This is a genomic window from Billgrantia sp. NRB1, assembly GCF_056921725.1.
This window is the reverse complement of the sequence record NZ_CM167783.1, coordinates 959,820-977,531: the sequence shown is the minus strand read 5'-3', so window position 1 is coordinate 977,531 and position 17,712 is coordinate 959,820. Positions and strand designations below refer to the sequence as shown.

Here is a 17,712-nt window from a genome sequence, read left to right as displayed (position 1 = left end):
CACCCCATGACCCTTCCCGAGCCCCTGCCCCTGATCGGCATCCTGCGCGGCGTCTCCCCCGAGGAAGCGGTGGCGGTAGGCGAGGCGGTGCTCGCCGCCGGCATCACCACCCTGGAGGTGCCGCTCAACTCCCCCGCGCCCCTGGAGAGCATCCGTCGGCTGGTGGAGGCGCTGGGCGAGCGCGCCCGGGTGGGGGCCGGCACGGTGCTGACGGTCGACCAGGTGTACGAGGTCCAGGCCGTCGGTGCGCAGCTGGTGGTTTCGCCCAACTGCCGCCCGGCGGTGATCCAGGCCAGCCGCCGCCTCGGGCTGCAGAGCTGGCCGGGCATCGTCACTCCCACCGAGGCCTTCGACGCCCTGGACGCCGGCGCCACCGGTCTCAAGCTGTTCCCCGCCGTCCAGGTCGGCATCGACGGTATGCAAGCGCTGCGCGCCGTGCTGCCGGCGGGCACCCGCCTCTATGCGGTGGGCGGCATCGGCGTTGGCAACTTCGCGGCCTGGCAGGCCGCCGGCATCGACGGCGCCGGGCTCGGGGGCGCCCTCTACCGTCCCGGCCAATCACCCGTCCGGGTCGAAAAGCAGGCCCGCGAGCTGGTCGCCGCCTGGCGAGATGGTAGGACATGAATTGCCATAGTGTAGACCTGTATGATGACATGACAGTCAGCACACGCACCCCGACACCAGAAGTCCCCCGGCACCACAAGCCGTGTTTCCAAGACAGAAAGGAGTTCCCATGACCCCGCAAGGTACTTCCCTCATCGGCCGCGAGGCCGTCACCGGCGACCAGGCCATCATCCGCGCCGTGAATCCCGCCACCGGCGAGGCCCTGGCCCCGGACTACCCCGGCCTGGACCGTCAGGCCGTGGCGCGGGCCTGTGAGCTCGCCGAGGCGGCCTTCGCCACCTATCGCGAGACCGACCTCGAGGCGCGCGCCGCCTTCCTCGAGACCATTGCCGACGAGATCGAAACGCTGGGGGACGCCCTGATCGAGCGCGCCATGGCCGAGACCGGCCTGCCCCGGGCCCGCCTGGAGGGCGAGCGCGGCCGCACCTGCGGCCAGCTGCGCCTGTTCGCCTCGGTGGTGCGCGCCGGCGAGTGGCTCGACCTGCGCCTCGACCCGGCGCTGCCCGAGCGCACGCCGATGCCCCGGGTCGACCTGCGTCAGCAGCACATCCCCCTTGGGCCGGTCACCGTGTTCGGCGCCTCCAACTTCCCGCTGGCTTTCAGCGTGGCCGGCGGTGATACCGCCTCGGCGCTGGCCGCCGGCTGCCCGGTGGTGGTCAAGGCCCACTCCGCCCACCCCGGCACCTCCGAGCTGGTGGGTCGCGCCGTGCAGGCCGCCGTGGCCAAGTGCCAGCTGCCCGAAGGGGTCTTCTCGCTGCTGTTCGGCGCCGGCCGCGAGGTGGGCCAGGCGCTGGTGGCCGACCCGCGCATCCAGGCGGTGGGCTTCACCGGCTCCCGCGCCGGCGGCCTGGCGCTGCTGGCCACGGCCCAGGCGCGGCCCCAGCCGATCCCGGTCTACGCCGAGATGAGCTCCATCAACCCGGTCTTCCTGCTCCCCGAGGCACTCAAGGCGCGTGGTGGCGAGATCGCCGAAGGCTTCGTCGCCTCGCTCAATATGGGCGCCGGGCAGTTCTGCACCAACCCCGGCCTGGTGATCGGGGTGAAGGGCCCGGACCTCGACGCCTTTCTCGAGGCCGCCGGCGAGGCGGTCAAGGGAAGCACCGCCCAGACCATGCTGACACCGGGTATCCATGCCGCCTACCAGCAAGGCGTCGACACGCTGGCGACTCATCCCAAGGTACGCGAGATCGCCCGTGGTCAGGCCGGTGAGGGCCCGAACCAGTGCCAGCCCGGCCTGTACGTTACCCAAGCGGCCGACTTCCTCGCCGACGAGACGCTACAAGCGGAAGTCTTCGGTGCCACCTCGCTGGTGGTTGCCTGTGCCGACGTCAGCGAGATGAAGGCGGTCGCCGAATCCCTGGAGGGCCAGCTCACCGCCACCCTGCAGATGGACGACGGCGACCTGGAGGCGGCGCGCCGCCTGCTGCCGGTGCTCGAGCGCAAGGCGGGACGCATCCTGGCCAACGGCTGGCCGACGGGTGTCGAGGTGTGCCACGCCATGGTCCACGGCGGCCCCTACCCGGCGACCTCTGATTCCCGTAGCACGTCCGTGGGCAGCGCGGCGATCCAGCGCTTCCTACGCCCCGTCTGTTATCAGAACCTGCCGGCTGGCCTGCTGCCCGAGGCCCTCCAGGACAGCAACCCGTTCGGCGTCAGCCGCCTGGTCGACGGCAAGCGCGAATAATCGAGACAGGGGACACATGTTGGAGATCCTTGGCGGCCTGCGGGCCGCCTTTTTCGTGGCCGTCGCCCGGCGGCCGGTGGAGTTGGCAAGCTCGCCGAGATGCTCCATACTAACCAACAGTCATCCTAGCATCCTGTCATACCAGCAATGCCATAAACGGCTCCGCCACCCGTCGAGGACGCTCGAGACATGCGATTGAAGGACAAGACGGCCCTGATCACCGCCGCCGGACAGGGCATCGGCCACGCCACCGCGGTGCGCTTTGCAGCGGAAGGCGCACGGGTCATCGCTACCGATATCGACAGCGACAAGCTCAAGGACCTGGAGGGGCGCGAAGGCATTGAGACCCGCCGCCTGGACGTACTCGATGCCGCGGCCATGGCAACCCTGGCGACCGAGCTGCCGCCTCTGGACGTGCTCTTCAACTGCGCCGGTTTCGTGGCCAGCGGCTCGCTGCGGATGAGTCCGCCTACACCACCGGCACGGCCCAGGTGATCGACGGCGGCTGGCTGATTTGAACCAACCGACCCGAATCGATCGAACCGAACACCAAGGAGAGTCCATGAAACTGCTGCGCTTCGGCCCCCAGGGCCACGAAAAACCCGGCCTGCGCGACGCCAACGGAGCGATCCGCGACCTCTCGGCTCACCTGCCGGACCTCGACGGCCACCACCTCAGCCGCGAGCGGCTGGCCCGACTGGCCGAGCTCGACACTTCTCAGCTCCCCGAGGTCCCGTCAGACACCCGCCTCGGCCCCTGCGTCGGCCGGGTCGGCAAGTTCATCTGCATCGGCCTCAACTACTCCGACCACGCCGCCGAGACCGGCGCCGAGGTACCGCCGGAGCCGGTGGTGTTCAACAAGTGGACCAGCGCCCTCTGCGGCCCTGATGAAGACGTGATCATTCCCCGCGGCTCGACCAAGACCGATTGGGAAGTGGAGCTCGGCGTGGTCATCGGCAAGACCGCACGCTATATCGACGAGACCGACGCCATGGATCACGTGGCCGGCTACTGCGTGGTCAACGACGTCTCCGAGCGCGAGTTCCAGCTCGAGCGCAGCGGCACCTGGGACAAGGGGAAAGGCTGCGACACCTTCGGCCCGCTGGGTCCGTGGCTGGTGACTACCGACGAGATCGCCGATCCCCATGAGCTGGACCTGTGGCTGGAGGTGGATGGCCACCGCTACCAGGACGGCAACACCCGCACCATGGTTTACCGCATTCCCTTCCTGATCAGCTACCTGAGCCGCTTCATGAGCCTGCAGCCCGGCGATGTCATCTCTACCGGCACCCCGCCCGGGGTGGGCATGGGCCAGCATCCGCCGACCTACTTGAGGCCAGGCCAGCGCATGCGACTGGGCATCGAGGGTCTCGGTGAGCAGCAGCAACGCCTAGTCGCCGAAGGCGACGTCAGATGAACAGGAGCCCGACCATGACCTCTCCCATTGCCAGCGACGCCGGGCGCCTGACCAGCCTGCGCGTGCACGCCGACGATAACGTGCGCGTCGCCCTCAAAGACCTGCCCGCCGGCAGCGAGATCGACGACGAGGGGCGCCTGCTGCACCTGGCCGAGCCGATCCGCCACAAGCACAAGTTCGCCCTGCATGATCTCGCCGTGGGCGACAGCGTGATCATGTACGGGGTTACCGTGGGGCGCGCGACGCAAGCGATCGCCGCGGGAGCGGCCATCACCACCGCGAATACCAGGCACAGCACCGCTACCACTGAGCCCCAGGCCCGGCGCGGCGAATGGCGCGCCCCCGATGTGACGGCCTTCGAGGGGGTGACCTTCGACGGCTACCACCGCGCCGATGGCAGCGTCGGCACCGCCAACCTGTGGCTGGTGGTGCCGCTGGTGTTCTGCGAAAACCGCAATATCGAGGTGCTGCGCCAGTGCGTGGCCGACGCCCTCGGCGAAGACCCCTACCGCGACTACAAGCAGATGGCGCGCCAGCTGCTGCACGGCGAGGCGGCCTCCGCCGCGCCGCAAACCGAGTCGGAGCGGCTGTTTCCCAACGTCGACGGCGTGCGCTTCCTGACCCACACCCTGGGCTGCGGCGGCACCGACGACGACGCCCAGGCGCTCTGCCAGCTGCTGGCCGGCTACATCTGCCACCCCAACGTGGCCGGTGCCACGGTGCTCAGCCTGGGCTGCCAGAAGGCCCAGATCGACATGCTCAAGAGCGCCGTGGCAAGCCGCGACCCCAAGGGGCTGCGCCCGGTTCACTACCTCGAGCAGCAGGCAAGCTCAAGCGAAGAGGCGCTGATCCGCGAGGCGCTGACCACCATCTTCGACGGCCTGGCCGAGGCCAACCGCACGCCGCGCCGCCCGGCGCCGCTCTCCGCCCTCACCCTGGGCGCCGAGTGCGGCGGCTCGGACGGCTTCTCGGGGCTCTCCGCCAACCCGCTGGTAGGCGCGGTGATGGACCGGCTGGTGGCGCTGGGCGGCAGCGGCATGCTCAGCGAGTTTCCCGAGCTGTGCGGCGTCGAGCACGAGCTGGTGGCGCGCTGCGCCAGCGACGCCGTGGCCGAGCGCTTCCAGGCCCTGATGGTCGCCTACCAGCGCCACGCTTCCCGGGTCGGCGCCGACTTCTCGATGAACCCCTCACCGGGCAATATCCGTGACGGCCTGATCACCGACGCCATGAAGTCCGCCGGCGCCGCCAAGAAAGGCGGCGACAGCCCCATCGTCGACGTGCTCGACTACACCGAGCCGCGCAGCCGCGCCGGCTTGAGCCTGCTCTGCTCGCCGGGCAACGACGTCGAGTCGACCACCGCCCTGGCCGGCTCCGGCGCCAACCTGATCCTGTTCACCACCGGGCTCGGCACGCCCACCGGCAACCCGGTCACCCCGGTGATGAAGATCTCGAGCAACAGCGAGCTGGCCGCACGCATGAATGATGTGATCGACTTCGACGCCGGGCCGATCATCCGCGGTGAAGCGCAGATCGACGACCTCGCCGAGGAGCTGCTCAGGCTCTGCATCGAGACCGCCTCGGGGCGCTACCTGACCAGGGCGGTCAGGCTCGCCCAGTACGACTTCATCCCCTGGAAGCGCGGCGTATCGCTGTAGCCACCCTGAACGCAACGAGCCCGCCGATATCGGCGGGCTCGTTGCATTAGGGACACCAGGCAGCGCTAGGCGGATTCATCCTCCCTATCATCCAGCCGCTTCTTGAGCTGCATATAGGTGCCATAGTGGCGATCCAGGTGCCGGCGCATGGCGGCCTCGGCGGCGTCGGGATCGCGGGACTCGATGGCCTCCACGATCTCGATATGCGCGGCCATGGCGGCCTTGTCCTCATCCTTCTGCTGCAGTACCTGGGCGCGACGGTCGTCGAGCCACTCGGAGAGCGAATCGTGGATGGCGTCGAAGATGGGGTTGCGGGCGATATTGGCCAGCACGCCGTGGAAGGCGTTGTCGGAGCGCTTGAAGCGTGCACCGTCACCCACTGCCTGACGATTGTCGTCGAGGGCGGCACGCAGCCGGGCCAGGTCGTCCTCGCTGGCGTGCTGGGCGGCATAGCGGGCCAGCGCGATCTCGAACATCGCCCGCGCCTCCTGAAAATACTGCTGGCCGTCGGGCTTGGAGAGCAGCTGCCGGGTCACCCCGGAGAGCCGCGCCATCACCGCCTCGGCGGTGGGACGAATCACTCGCGCGCGGGTGCCGCTACTGATGGCGATCAGCCCCAGCTGCTGCAGATGAAACAGCGCCTCGCGTACCGCCGGACGCCCGACGCCGAACTGCTCCATTAGCTCGCGCTCGGAAGGCAACTGGTCGTTCTCGCTCAGTCGCCCCTCGAGGATCTCGGCCTCGAGCTGCTCGGCGACCTGTTCGGACAGCGTCTTGCGCTCTACGCGGTACTTGCTCATCTACGTCCCTCTTGCTCTGCTAGGGCGTCCACCCCGCAGGGCGTCGCCGACATGCCGACCATATTACTGCATTATCGCGTCGACATCGCGCTCCCGGACGGATCTCACAGCGCCGTCAAGGGTGCGATCTCGAGCCGCTCGGCGAGCGCGGCATAGGCGTCGCGATTGGCGCGATCGAGGGGAATGCCCTCGGCATCGCGCTGGGCCATGCAGCGCCACTCCCGGTCGCCCGGCGCCAGCACCTCGCCGCCGGCCACGGCGGGCTGGCGGCGGAGGTCGGCGAGGTAGTCGCCCAGGCGATGCTGGAACTGCTCGACATCGATGAAGCCAACCGGGTTGATGGCCAGGAAGAAGTGGCTGACGCCGCGCGGAGTGGCCAGGTCGTCGCCCCCCATCATCGGCAGCAGCCGAAAGCCGTTGAGCATGCCCGACAGGGTCGAGCTGAGGATCTCGGCGAAACCACCCAGCGCCGCCCCCTTGAAGCCGAACTCGCTGCCGCCCAGCGGCAGCAGCGCACTCACCTCCGAAGGCGTGCGGGTCACCTCGCCGACGGCGGTGGCCGCCACCTGGTCGGGCAGCTGACGGCCGATGGCGCCGTACTGCTGCACGCGGTTCCAGGGAATCGCGCTGGTGGCCATGTCGATGACATAGGGCTGGCTGCCCGCCACCGGGGCGGCGAAGGCGATCGGGTTGGTGCCGTGGAAGGCCCCCTCGCTGCGATGCAGCAGCACGAACGCATCGGAGTTGCTCACCGTCAGCCCCAGCATGCCCTGCTCTGCCGCCGCCAGCGCATAGCAGCCGGCGGCACCGTAGTGGGAGGAGTTGGCCACCGCTACCGCGCCCAGGCCCACCTCGCGGGCCATGTCGACGGCGTGGCCCATGGCAGTGTAGCCGGCCAGATGGCCGATGGCGTGATCGGCATCGAGGTGCCCGGTGGCCGGCAGGCGGCGCGTGAACAGCGGCGTTGGCCGAGGATTGATGCGCCCGCCGGCGAGCGCCTCGAGATAGTGCGGCAGCAGGCGCAGGCCGTGGCTGTCTGTGCCCCAGCGCGAGGCGGTGACCAGTGCCCGGATGACCGCCTCGCGGCTGCGAGCATCGGCCCCACGGCACGCCAGGGCTTCATCCATGAAGCGCTCCAGGTCGTGGCGGTCAACGCGAATGGCGGTGTAGGTGTCGCTCATGAGTGCTCTTGCTCTCCTTTGCGTCGATCAGCGATAGATCAGGGTCGGCAGCCACATCGAGATGGCCGGAATGAAGGTCACCAGCAGCAGGCACAGGACCAGCGGAATCAGGAACGGGATGGTGCCGCGCATGCAGCGCTCGAAGCTGACGTTGGAGACCCGCGACAGCACGTAGAGCACCATGCCCACCGGCGGCGTCAACAGACCGATCATCAGGTTTAGCACCATGATCACGCCGAAGTGCACCGGGTCGACCCCCACGGCCATGGCCATGGGCAGCAGCACCGGCACCAGAATGGTGATGGCGGCGATGGTCTCCATGAAGCAGCCGATGATGATCAGCACCACGTTGGAGAACAGCAGCACGGCGATCTTGCTGTCGGCGAACGGGCCGAGCAACGCCACCAGATGCTGAGTGACCTGATTACTGGAGAGGATCCAGGCAAAGATCGATGCCGCCGCGACGATGAACAGGATGATCGCCGTGGTCTCGATGGTCTCCATGCTGACCTTGAGCAGCTTGCGCCAGTTGAGGGTGCGGTAGACCACCACCCCAAGGAACAGCGCATAGGCCACGGCGGCGACCGCCGACTCGGTGGGCGTAAAGACCCCGGTGATGATGCCACCAACGATGATGACCGGGGTCATCAGCGACAATACCGCGCGGCTGAAGGTCTTGCCCAGCACGCCCACCGAGAAGCGCGTATCGGCGGTGTAGCCCCGGCGCCGCGAGATGAAAAAGATCATCCCCATCAGCATGGCGCCCATCAGCAGGCCGGGGATCAGACCCGCGGCGAACAGCTGACCCACCGAGGCGGAGGCCATCACGCCGTAGATCACCATCGGCAGGCTGGGCGGAATGATCGGCCCGATGGTCGACGAGGCGGCAGTGATGCCGACCGCAAACTCCTCGTTGTAGCCGGCATCCTTCATGGCCTTGATCTCGATGGTGCCTAACCCACCTGCATCGGCCACCGCCGCCCCGGACATGCCGGAGAAGACGATGCTGGCGCCGACGTTGACGTGGCCGAGACCGCCGCGCATCCAGCCCATCAGCGCCTTGGCGAAGCTGAAGATGCGCTCGGTGATACCGGCGTTGTTCATCAGGCTGCCGGCAAAGATGAAGAACGGAATCGCCAGCAGCGGAAAGCTGTCGATGCCGTTGATCATGCGGTGGGCAACCACCACGTCCGGCACCTGGCCGGAGATCAAGACGAACAGCAGGCAGGCGCCGGCCAGGCTGATGGCGATGGGCACGCCGAGAACCAGCAGCGTGAACAGCATGAAAAACAGAAACGACAGGTAGTGGCCGGTCACGGCCAGCACGACGCAGCCGAGCACGGCCAGGGCCGAGAGCAGTGGCGTGACGATCGGCGCACGCCAGCGCAACATGGAAAGTCGAGACATGGGAATGCACCCTTACTGACGAGCCGCGCGCAGGCGCAGGACGATTCGCTGAATGCCGCGCAGCGCCATCACCACGAAGGCGGCAAAAACGGTGAAATAGATGATGTTCTTGGGCAGGTCGACCGAGATCATCATGCTGCCGGTACGATCGGCGAGCTTGTAGGTCACCCAGGCCATGGCGAAGTAGAAGCCCACGCTTACGGCCTCGGCGACACCGGCGACCAGCTTGCCGAGCCAGTTGGGCATGTAGCGATAGAAGAACTCCACCATGATATGGGTGCCCTTTCGCACCGCCAGGGCACTGCCCGCGAAGCCGACGATGATCAGCAGGTAGCGGGCGATCTCCTCCGTCCAGGTGGTCGAGTCGCCGAGCACATAGCGGGTAAAGAACTGCAGTGAGACGACCAGAATCAGCGCCCAGAAGATTGCCAGCGTGAAATAGTCCTCGATGGCATAGTCGCTGAACCGGAACTCGTCATCCTCGAAGGCCGACTCGAAGTCCATCATCGGGTCGACGGCGTCGTCGAGACCCTCGCTGTCTTTCGACATGACACTCCTCCCGGCACCCACCACGGCGTGGCGGGCGCCTCCGTCGATGTCCGCTTACTGGCCGATGGCCTGCAGGCGCTCGTAGGTCTCTTCGTCCCAGTCGGCGTCGTCGCCAAGGTGATACGGCACGGTGACGTCACGGAACGGCGTGCGATCCACCTCGTTGACGGTGGTGCCCTGCGCCTCGAACCATTCGGCAAGCTCCGCCTCGGCCTGGAGGATATCGGCGGTATTGTTCTGGGCCGCCTCCAGCAGCACCTCACGGAAGATCTCCTGATCCTCCTCGGAGAGCTGGTTCCAGCGCGAGCCGCTAACGATGGTCACCAGGGAGTCGGTGACGTGGCCGGTGAGGTTGATGTAGTCCTGGACTTCGTGGAAGGCCATGGCCCGGATCGCCGGCAGCGGGTTCTCCTGGGCATCCACCACGCCCTGCTGTAGGGCCAGGTAGGTTTCGTCGAAGGAAACCGGGGTCGGATTGGCGCCGGCGGCGCGCGGGAACATCATGTACAGGGGGGCCCCCGGCACGCGAATGCGCAGGCGCTCCATGTCCTCGGGCACGTTGATCGGGTCGTTGGAAGTGACGTGGCGTTCGCCGTAGTAGTTCAGCGCGATGGGCACGTTGCCGGTGGCCCCCTCGAAGCCGGCGGCGATCTCCTGGAACAGGTCGCTCTCGGCGTATGCCTGCCAGTGATCGACATCGCGGAACATGTAGGGCGCGCCGGCGATGCCCATGGGCCCATAGTAGCGACCGGCGAACTGGGTACCGGTGTAGATGATGTCGACCGTGCCCAGCCCCAGACCTTCGTTGATGTCCTCTTCGCTGCCCAGGGAGGAGGCCGGGTGCACGCTGATGCTGTAGCGGCCGTCGGTACGCGCCTCGATCTCGTCGGCGGCCCACTCGGCCCACTGATGGAACGGCTCGGAGGTCTCGTAGACGTGGGCGAAGCGCAGATTCTCCTGGGCATAGGCGACACTGGCCAGGCTGACCCCGGCGGCTAGCAGCGAGACGGAGACCCAGCGACCCAGGGTGTGATGGCGGCGAGTATTGTTGTTCATTTGCGTACTCCTGTGGGGATTATCAGATAGTGATAGTGTTGTGCTGTATACGTATCATACCACCAAGGCAAAACCTAGCCGTTCCTGGAAGGCGTTGCAAGCCCGGTGGGCCGTTATCGACTCACGATGTTGTGCGCGACAGGGGCATCCCGTGCCGTGCTGCCGCCGTGAAGCTCCGCCAGCAGCGAGGACTCGCCGAAGCCGCCGGCCTTGGTGATCACCGGACGCGCGGTATCACCGTCACACAGGCACAGCACCACACCCGGTGACCACTCCGCCGAGACCGTCAAGTAGCGCACCTCGAGCCGTGCCAGGATGGCCAGCGCGGTGTCGCCGCCGGTGGCAAACAGCAGCCCCGCCGGGTGGGCCTCGCGCCAGGCCGCCGCACACTCCGCCAGGTCGCGGGCCACCTGGGCCGGGTCGCTCTGCCCACCGGGTGTGGGCCGAAGCAGCCACTGGGCCGGCAGCGACGACGCCTCACTCGCCTGCCGTGGCGTGAGGACCGCCAGGTCCGGCGCGTGGCGGCGCAGCGCGTCACACTGCGCCTGGCTGCGAGCCGCCCGAGATCCGACGACATAGAGTCGCGGCTGGTTCGGGAGGCGCACCGGTCGTCGCCCTGGCAGACGCCCGAACAGACACTGGGCGACGGCCTGGGCGAGCCCCGCCGCCCCGGCCAAACAGAAGGCTCCGGTAGCGCACAGCGCGGCATCGTAGAGCAAGGCAAGCTCGCTATCGCGGCTGGCATCCACGATGGTGTCGCGATGGGCCAGCACCATGCCTGGCTGTGCCGTCACCCGCGCGAGCGGCAATCCTGCCGCGCGAAATGCGGTATCGATGGGGCCCACCAGCGGTGCCGAAAGAGCATCGCGGCGATAGTCGCTGTCTGCCAGCCGCACGCCCTCCACCCACACCTCGGCGCCACGCACCTCGCGGCGCTGGGCCGGCACCGCCGGCGCCAACAACAGCGGCAGGCCGAGGACCTGCCCCAGCGCCAGGCACTCGGCAATCACCTGCCCGCGCAGCGTGGAGTCGACCTTCTTGAACCACCGCTCGGGGCCCAGCGGCTGCAGCGCCGCAAAGGCCGCCGTCACCCGTGCGGCAGCCTCCTCAGCCGGCAGATGCCGTGACTCGGCGTTGACCGCCACCACCTGGGGCGGCGCCTCCCGCCACTCGGCGACCAGCTCAGACAACCGCTGCTGGGCTATCACCACCCGAGCATCGGCGCCGCGGGCGGCGAAGGGCGCACAGGCATCCAGGGCGCCGGTCAGGTCGTCGGCGATGATCGCGATCCGACAGGGCGTCACGTCATGCCTCCCGCCACCAGGCGGTGGGCATAGGCCAGCGCCGAGTTCAGGTTGGTGGCGTTGGCGCGCCCCTGCCAGGCGATATCGAAGGCGGTGCCGTGATCCACCGAGGTGCGCTGGATCGGCAGCCCCAGGCTGACGTTGACGGTGGTATCGAAGGCGATCAGCTTGACCGGAATATGCCCCTGGTCGTGGTACTGCGCCACCACCAGGTCGAACTCGCCGCGAATGGCGCGATAGAACACCGTATCGGCGGAGATTGGCCCGCTCACGTCGAAGCCACGTTGTCGCAGCGCCTCGACCGCCGGCACTATGCAGCGCACGTCCTCATCGCCGAAGATGCCGCCTTCGCCGCAGTGCGGGTTGAGCCCCGCCACGGCGATACGCGGCTCGGCCAGGCCCAGCGCCTTGAGGTGGGCATGGCCAGCCTCGACGGTGGCGATGATGCGTTCCGGCGTGACCCGGTCGATGGCATCGCGCAGCGCCACATGGGTCGAGACGTGCAGCGTGGAGAGCGTCTCGGAGGCCAGCAGCATGAAAGAGGAAGGGGCGCCGGTCAGCGAGGCCAGCATGCCGGTATGGCCGTCATAGTCGTGGCCGGCGGCATGCAGCGCCCCCTTGTTGAGCGGCGCGGTGACGATCACGCCGGCGTGGCGTGCCTGGACCAGTTGCACCGCACGCTCGACGCAGCGAAACGCCATATCGCCGGCGGCGGCGCTGATCCTGCCATCGGGCAACTCGACGCCGCTTGGCGCCTCCACGGCCGACACCGCCACGCCGTCGTCGGCAAGCGGCTGGCCCGGCGCCCAGGGCACCAGCGCCAACCGCGCGCCGATCAGGTCGGCGGCGCGACGAAAGATCGCCGGGTCGCCTACCAGCAGCGTCTGGCGGCGCGTCTCTGCGGTCATCTCGGCCACCGCCCGGCAGATGATCTCCGGCCCGATGCCGGCGGGATCGCCCATGGTGATGGCGGTCGCGAATGGGGGTGTCGCAGCGACTGCAGTGTGGGAATGACTCATGGCATCAATTGCCCTCCGTTGACTTCGATGACCTGGCCGGTGACATAGCCGCTCAATGACTCGCTGCCCAGGAACAGGTAGGCCCCCACACACTCCTCGGCGCTGCCTAGCCGCCCCATGGGGATGCTCGCCCGGGCCGCGGCCAGATGGTCGTCATTGGAATGGCGAGCATGAAAATCGGTGGCGATGGTGCCGGGCGCGACCGCATTGACCCGGATGCCCTCGGCAGCCAGCTCCTTGGCCATGTTGCGGGTCAGGGTGCTGACGAAGCCCTTGGCCGAGGCATAGAGACCGGCACCGGGGCCGCCGCCGTTGCGGGCGGCGATGGAGCTGGTATGGATGATATTGCCACCCCCGGCCTGGCGCAGATGCGGCAGTGCCGCCTGGGACACCATCACCACCGAGCGCACATTGAGATCCATGACCCGGTCGTAGCGGTCGTCATCGATCTCCTCCAGTGTCGCCCGACCCAGCATATCGCCGGCGTTATTGATCAGCATATCGAGCCCGCCGAGCTGACCGACGGCTTCATCGACCACCCGCTGTGCCGCGTCGCTGCCGCCGAGGTCGCCTTTCAGGGTCACCGCTTCGCCCCCCGCCTCACGAATCGCATCGGCGACCTGCTCTGCCCCCTCGGCGCTGGCGTGATAGTGCACGCCGACCCTGGCCCCCAGCCTGCCAAGCTGCAGCGCCACTGCCGCACCGATTCCGCGGCTGGCGCCGGTGATCAGTACGCGCTTACCTTTCCATTCATCGAACATGGCATCACTCCGGATCTTGCTGTCATGGCTGATGATGCGCTACGCCCTATCGATATCGGGTACGTTACGCTGTTATAGTCTTGGCATACCTTTCATACAAGACGACATCAATAACATGATAGGCGACGCCGAGCCAATCGCCAGCTCGCCACTTCTGGAGGCTCCATGACCGCATCTGCTCCCCACGCCCTGCTCCCCGAGGATCTCGACCGCGCGCTGCTGGTTGGGCGCGTCTGGCGCGAGACACCGCAGCCGCGCCCGGCTCTGATCATGCTGCGCGACGGTGAGGCGATCGATATCAGCCACCTGGGGCCGACCATGGCCGATCTGCTCGAGCGCGACGATCTGATCGAGTCGCTGCGCAGCGCCGAGGGCGAGTCCCTGGGCTCGGCGGAGACCCTGCTCGACAACTCGTTGGCCGAGCCCCAGCGCGCGCCCTATCTACTGGCCCCCTGCGATGTGCAGGCGGTCAAGGCGTGCGGCGTCACCTTCGCGGTGAGCCTGCTGGAGCGCGTCATCGAGGAGCAGGCCGCTGGCGATCCCGGTCGCGCCAGCACCCTGCGCGCCGAGCTGCAATCACTGATCGGCAGCGATCTGTCACGCATCGTGCCGGGCTCGGACGAGGCCATGGCGCTGAAGCGCGAGCTGCTGAGCCGCGGCGGCTGGTCGCAGTACATGGAGGTGGGCATCGGCCCCGACGCCGAAGTGTTCTCCAAGGCGCCGCCGCTGTCGTCGGTGGGGTTCGGGACCACCGTGGGCCTGCACCCCGCCTCGCAGTGGAACAACCCGGAGCCGGAGATCGTGCTGGCGGTGGACAGCCGCGGCGAGGTGAAGGGGGCGACCCTGGGCAACGACGTCAACCTGCGCGACGTCGAGGGACGCAGCGCCCTGCTGCTAGGCAAGGCCAAGGACAACAACGCCTCCAGCGCCATCGGCCCCTTCATTCGCGTGTTCGATGACACCTTCGGCATCGACGACGTGCGCCGCGCCAAGGTCTCGCTGCGCATCGAGGGTCAGGACGACGACTTCCTGCTCGAGGGCGAGAGCGACATGGCCGAGATCAGCCGCGACCCTCTCGACCTGGTGCGCCAGACCATCGGCGCCCACCATCAGTACCCGGATGGCGTGATGCTCTACCTGGGCACGATGTTCTCGCCGATCCAGGATCGCGACGGCCAGGGCCAGGGCTTCACCCACCACCTGGGCGACACCGTGACCATCGCCACCCCGGCGCTGGGCGCCCTGGTCAACCGGGTCGGTCGCAGCGACCAGCTGCCCCCCTGGACCTACGGCATTCGCCAGCTGATGCGCGATCTGACGGAACGCTGACCCCCGCGAGTGGCGCCGGGGACAAGCCGAAGGGGAGGTCCTACGCCAGGGATGGCGTCGGTAGCGTACAAGGATGTATTCACAGCGCCTCCGCGCCGGCTTGTCGACGGAACAGCCACCAGTAACCCGGCCACCTGCGCCAGGCCATTCAGCTCGCTTGACACGCCCCCACTTCGGAGCCCCCATGACCACCATCACCCATGTCGAGGTCCAGGACATCCGCTTCCCGACCTCCCGCTCGCTGGACGGCTCGGACGCCATGAACGCCGCGCCCGACTACTCCGCTACCTACGTGATCCTCCATGTCGACGACGGCGGCCCCGAGGGGCACGGCCTGACCTTTACCATCGGCCGCGGCAATGAGATCGTGGTCACCGCAGTGCGCTCGCTGGCGCCTCTGGTCGAGGGGCGCTCCCTTGCCACCCTCACCGAGAACATGGGCGCCTTCTGGCGAGAGTTCACCGGCGACAGCCAGCTGCGCTGGATCGGCCCCGACAAGGGGGCGATCCACTTGGCCACCGCGGCCATCGTCAATGCTCTCTGGGACCTCTGGGCCAAGCGAGAAGGCAAGCCGGTATGGAAGCTGCTGGCCGACATGACCCCGGAGCAGTTGGTGGGCTGCCTCGACTTCCGCTTCGTGACCGACGCCCTGACCCCGGAGGAAGCGATTGCGCTGCTGCGCAGGCGGGAGGCCGGAAAGGCCGACCGTGAGGCCGAGATGCGCCGCGACGGCTACCCCGGCTACACCACCTCGGCGGGCTGGCTCGGCTATGACGATGACAAGGTGCGGCGACTCGCTCGTGAGGCCTTGGCCGAGGGCTGGACCCACTTCAAGCAGAAGATCGGCGGCAACCTCGAGGAGGATGCCCGCCGCGCGGCGCTGCTGCGCGAGGAGATCGGCTGGGACAAGGTGCTGATGATGGATGCCAACCAGGTGTGGGAGGTCGACGAGACGGTGGCCAAGATGCGCCGCCTGGCCGAGTTCGACCCGCTGTGGATCGAGGAACCCACCAGCCCCGACGACATCCTCGGCCATGCCGAGATCCGCCACCGCCTGGCCCCCATCGGGGTGGCCAGCGGCGAGCACTGCCACAACAAGGTGATGTTCAAGCAGTTCTTCCAGGCCGAGGCGTTGGACTACTGCCAGCTCGATGCCGCCCGCCTCGGCGGGCTCAACGAGGTGATTCTGGTGATGCTGATGGCCGCCAAGTTCGGCGTGCCGGTCTGCCCCCACGGCGGTGGCGTGGGCCTGTGTGAATACACCCAGCACCTCTCGCTGTTCGACTACATTGCCGTCTCCGGCAGCCTCGAAGGGCGTATCCTGGAGTATGTCGACCATCTCCACGAACACTTCCTCGACCCGGTGGTGATCAAGCGCGGCCGCTACCGGGTACCCGAGGCGCCGGGCTACAGCATCACCATGCACCCCGAGGCCCTGGCCCGGCACCGTTTCCCCGATGGCGCCGCCTGGCAGGAGGAGGCGTAACATGAACCATCCGACCCCGCAAAACGATCTGCTCGATGCCCTGCAGCAGCACCTAGGGGAGCGCGGCCTGCTGCAGGATGCCGCCTCCATGGACCGCTACCTGAGCGACTGGGCGGGAGATCGCCTGGGTCTGCCCCTGGCGGTGGCGCGCCCCGCCTCCACCGCGGAGGTGGCCGAGACGGTGCGCCTGTGCCAGGCCCACGGCGTGGCCATGACGCCCCAGGGTGGCCACAGCGGCCTGGTGGCCGGCGCCCTGCCCGCCGCCGACGGCGGCGAGCTGGTGATCAGCCTGGAACGCCTGGATCGTATCCGCGACATCGACCCGATCAACTTCACCATGACGGTGGACGCCGGCTGCATCCTGGAGACCATCAAGCAGGCGGCCGCCGAACACGACTGCGACTTCCCGCTCTCGCTAGGGGCCCAGGGCAGCTGCCAGATCGGCGGCAACATCGCCACCAACGCCGGCGGTCTCAACGTGCTGCGCCACGGCATGATGCGCCAGCTGGTCCTGGGGCTGGAGGTAGTGCTGCCCGACGGCCGGGTGTGGAACGGCCTGACCGCCCTGCACAAGGACAACCGCGGCTATGCCCTCTCCCAGCTGTTCCTCGGCAGCGAGGGAACGCTCGGCATCGTCACCGGCGCGGTGCTCAAGCTCTCGCCCCGCCCCATCCAGAGCCGCACGGCACTGCTCGGGCTGCCCTCGGTGGAGGCGGTGATCGCCCTCTATGGCCGGGCACGGCGCGACTGCAGCGACCTGCTCAGCGCCTTCGAGCTGATCCCCCGGCGCTGCCTGGAGCTCGCCATGGAGGCCACCCCCGAGCTCTCCGACCCGCTGGACGCACCCCACCCCTGGTACGTGCTGATGGAGGTCAGCGCCAGCGGTCCCCTGGACCTCGACGCCATGCTCGAAGGGCTGCTGGAGGGCGGCATGGAGGCCGACCTGGTGCAAGACGGCGCCCTGGCCTCGAGCGATACCCAGGCCGCGCGGCTGTGGCAGTTCCGGGAGAGCATGCTGGAGGGGCAGCGGCGGCGCGGCGAACACCTGCGCACCGATATCGCGGTACCCATTTCGGCGATCCCCGACTTCGTGACACGGGCCAGTCAGGCGATCCAGCAGAGCTCCCCCGACTGCGAGATCATCGCCTACGGCCACGTGGGCGATGGCAACCTGCACTTCAATATCCTGCCGCCGCCGGGGCTGAGCGACGACCAGAAGAAGGCCCACCTGCACGAACTGGAGTCCCAGCTCTTTGCGATCCTCGACGACGTCGGCGGCAGCATCAGCGCCGAGCATGGCATCGGGCGCACCAAGCAGGATGCCTACCTGGCACGCCTCTCGCCGGTGGAGCGGGAACTGGTGGAAGGGATCAAGGGGCTGTTCGACCCGGACGGGCTGATGAACCCGGGCCGGATATTGCCAGTTGCGGACTAGAGGCC

The 17,712-nt window shown here is 68.1% G+C and carries 16 protein-coding genes; 8 read left to right on the top strand and 8 right to left on the bottom strand.

Annotated features, from left to right (window positions below; all coding sequences use genetic code 11):
• Positions 1 to 6 precede the first annotated feature (6 nt).
• The 5 genes from ACZIYR_RS04455 to ACZIYR_RS04435 all read left to right on the top strand — a co-directional run bounded on the left by ACZIYR_RS04455 (position 7) and on the right by ACZIYR_RS04435 (position 5,380).
• Positions 7 to 624: a 2-dehydro-3-deoxy-6-phosphogalactonate aldolase gene (locus ACZIYR_RS04455; protein ID WP_483528346.1), complete on the top strand. Its 618-nt coding sequence runs from the start codon at positions 7 to 9 to the stop codon at positions 622 to 624.
• 109 nt (positions 625 to 733) lie between these two features.
• Positions 734 to 2,308: an aldehyde dehydrogenase (NADP(+)) gene (locus ACZIYR_RS04450; RefSeq protein ID WP_483528345.1), complete on the top strand. Its 1,575-nt coding sequence runs from the start codon at positions 734 to 736 to the stop codon at positions 2,306 to 2,308.
• Between the two features lie 189 nt (positions 2,309 to 2,497).
• On the top strand, positions 2,498 to 2,803 hold the full coding sequence (locus ACZIYR_RS04445; RefSeq protein ID WP_473032572.1) for an SDR family NAD(P)-dependent oxidoreductase: 306 nt from the start codon (positions 2,498 to 2,500) through the stop codon (positions 2,801 to 2,803).
• 67 nt (positions 2,804 to 2,870) lie between these two features.
• Positions 2,871 to 3,725: a fumarylacetoacetate hydrolase family protein gene (locus ACZIYR_RS04440; RefSeq protein ID WP_473032570.1), complete on the top strand. Its 855-nt coding sequence runs from the start codon at positions 2,871 to 2,873 to the stop codon at positions 3,723 to 3,725.
• A gap of 14 nt (positions 3,726 to 3,739) precedes the next feature.
• Positions 3,740 to 5,380 (top strand): UxaA family hydrolase, encoded by a 1,641-nt coding sequence (locus tag ACZIYR_RS04435; RefSeq protein ID WP_483528344.1) that lies wholly within the window; start codon positions 3,740 to 3,742, stop codon positions 5,378 to 5,380.
• Positions 5,381 to 5,445: 65 nt separating this feature from the next.
• Here ACZIYR_RS04435 and nanR read toward each other — a convergent pair whose 3' ends face one another.
• From nanR to ACZIYR_RS04395, 8 genes are all read right to left on the bottom strand, one after another.
• Positions 5,446 to 6,180, bottom strand: coding sequence for a transcriptional regulator NanR (gene nanR, locus ACZIYR_RS04430; RefSeq protein WP_473032568.1), 735 nt, complete (start codon positions 6,178 to 6,180; stop codon positions 5,446 to 5,448).
• A 104-nt stretch (positions 6,181 to 6,284) separates the two neighbouring features.
• Positions 6,285 to 7,361: an Ldh family oxidoreductase gene (locus tag ACZIYR_RS04425; RefSeq protein ID WP_483528343.1), complete on the bottom strand. Its 1,077-nt coding sequence runs from the start codon at positions 7,359 to 7,361 to the stop codon at positions 6,285 to 6,287.
• Positions 7,362 to 7,388: 27 nt separating this feature from the next.
• Complete coding sequence (locus ACZIYR_RS04420; RefSeq protein ID WP_483528342.1) at positions 7,389 to 8,768, bottom strand: TRAP transporter large permease; 1,380 nt, start codon at positions 8,766 to 8,768, stop codon at positions 7,389 to 7,391.
• A 12-nt stretch (positions 8,769 to 8,780) separates the two neighbouring features.
• Positions 8,781 to 9,317 carry a TRAP transporter small permease gene (locus ACZIYR_RS04415; RefSeq protein WP_483528341.1) on the bottom strand — a complete coding sequence of 179 codons (537 nt, stop codon included), beginning with the start codon at positions 9,315 to 9,317 and terminating at the stop codon, positions 8,781 to 8,783.
• 54 nt (positions 9,318 to 9,371) lie between these two features.
• The gene (locus ACZIYR_RS04410) at positions 9,372 to 10,373 is read right to left on the bottom strand and encodes a sialic acid TRAP transporter substrate-binding protein SiaP (RefSeq protein WP_483528340.1); all 1,002 of its coding nucleotides are present in this window, start codon (positions 10,371 to 10,373) and stop codon (positions 9,372 to 9,374) included.
• Between the two features lie 113 nt (positions 10,374 to 10,486).
• Positions 10,487 to 11,677, bottom strand: a complete 1,191-nt coding sequence (locus ACZIYR_RS04405; protein ID WP_483528339.1) for a four-carbon acid sugar kinase family protein — start codon at positions 11,675 to 11,677, stop codon at positions 10,487 to 10,489.
• Positions 11,674 to 12,696 (bottom strand): 4-hydroxythreonine-4-phosphate dehydrogenase PdxA, encoded by a 1,023-nt coding sequence (pdxA, locus tag ACZIYR_RS04400; protein WP_483528338.1) that lies wholly within the window; start codon positions 12,694 to 12,696, stop codon positions 11,674 to 11,676. Before pdxA ends, ACZIYR_RS04405 begins: the two co-directional genes overlap by 4 nt.
• Positions 12,693 to 13,457: an SDR family NAD(P)-dependent oxidoreductase gene (locus ACZIYR_RS04395; protein ID WP_483528337.1), complete on the bottom strand. Its 765-nt coding sequence runs from the start codon at positions 13,455 to 13,457 to the stop codon at positions 12,693 to 12,695. Before ACZIYR_RS04395 ends, pdxA begins: the two co-directional genes overlap by 4 nt.
• A 165-nt stretch (positions 13,458 to 13,622) precedes the next feature.
• Between ACZIYR_RS04395 and ACZIYR_RS04390 the strand changes: the two genes are divergently transcribed.
• The 3 genes from ACZIYR_RS04390 to ACZIYR_RS04380 all read left to right on the top strand — a co-directional run bounded on the left by ACZIYR_RS04390 (position 13,623) and on the right by ACZIYR_RS04380 (position 17,707).
• Entirely contained in the window at positions 13,623 to 14,786 is a 1,164-nt protein-coding gene (locus tag ACZIYR_RS04390; protein ID WP_483528336.1) for a fumarylacetoacetate hydrolase family protein, read from the top strand.
• A 184-nt stretch (positions 14,787 to 14,970) separates the two neighbouring features.
• A complete protein-coding gene (locus ACZIYR_RS04385; RefSeq protein WP_473032566.1) occupies positions 14,971 to 16,272 on the top strand; it encodes an L-fuconate dehydratase in 1,302 nt (433 codons plus the stop codon).
• Between the two features lies 1 nt (position 16,273).
• Positions 16,274 to 17,707 (top strand): FAD-binding oxidoreductase, encoded by a 1,434-nt coding sequence (locus ACZIYR_RS04380; RefSeq protein ID WP_483528335.1) that lies wholly within the window; start codon positions 16,274 to 16,276, stop codon positions 17,705 to 17,707.
• The last annotated feature ends 5 nt before the right edge of the window (positions 17,708 to 17,712 follow it).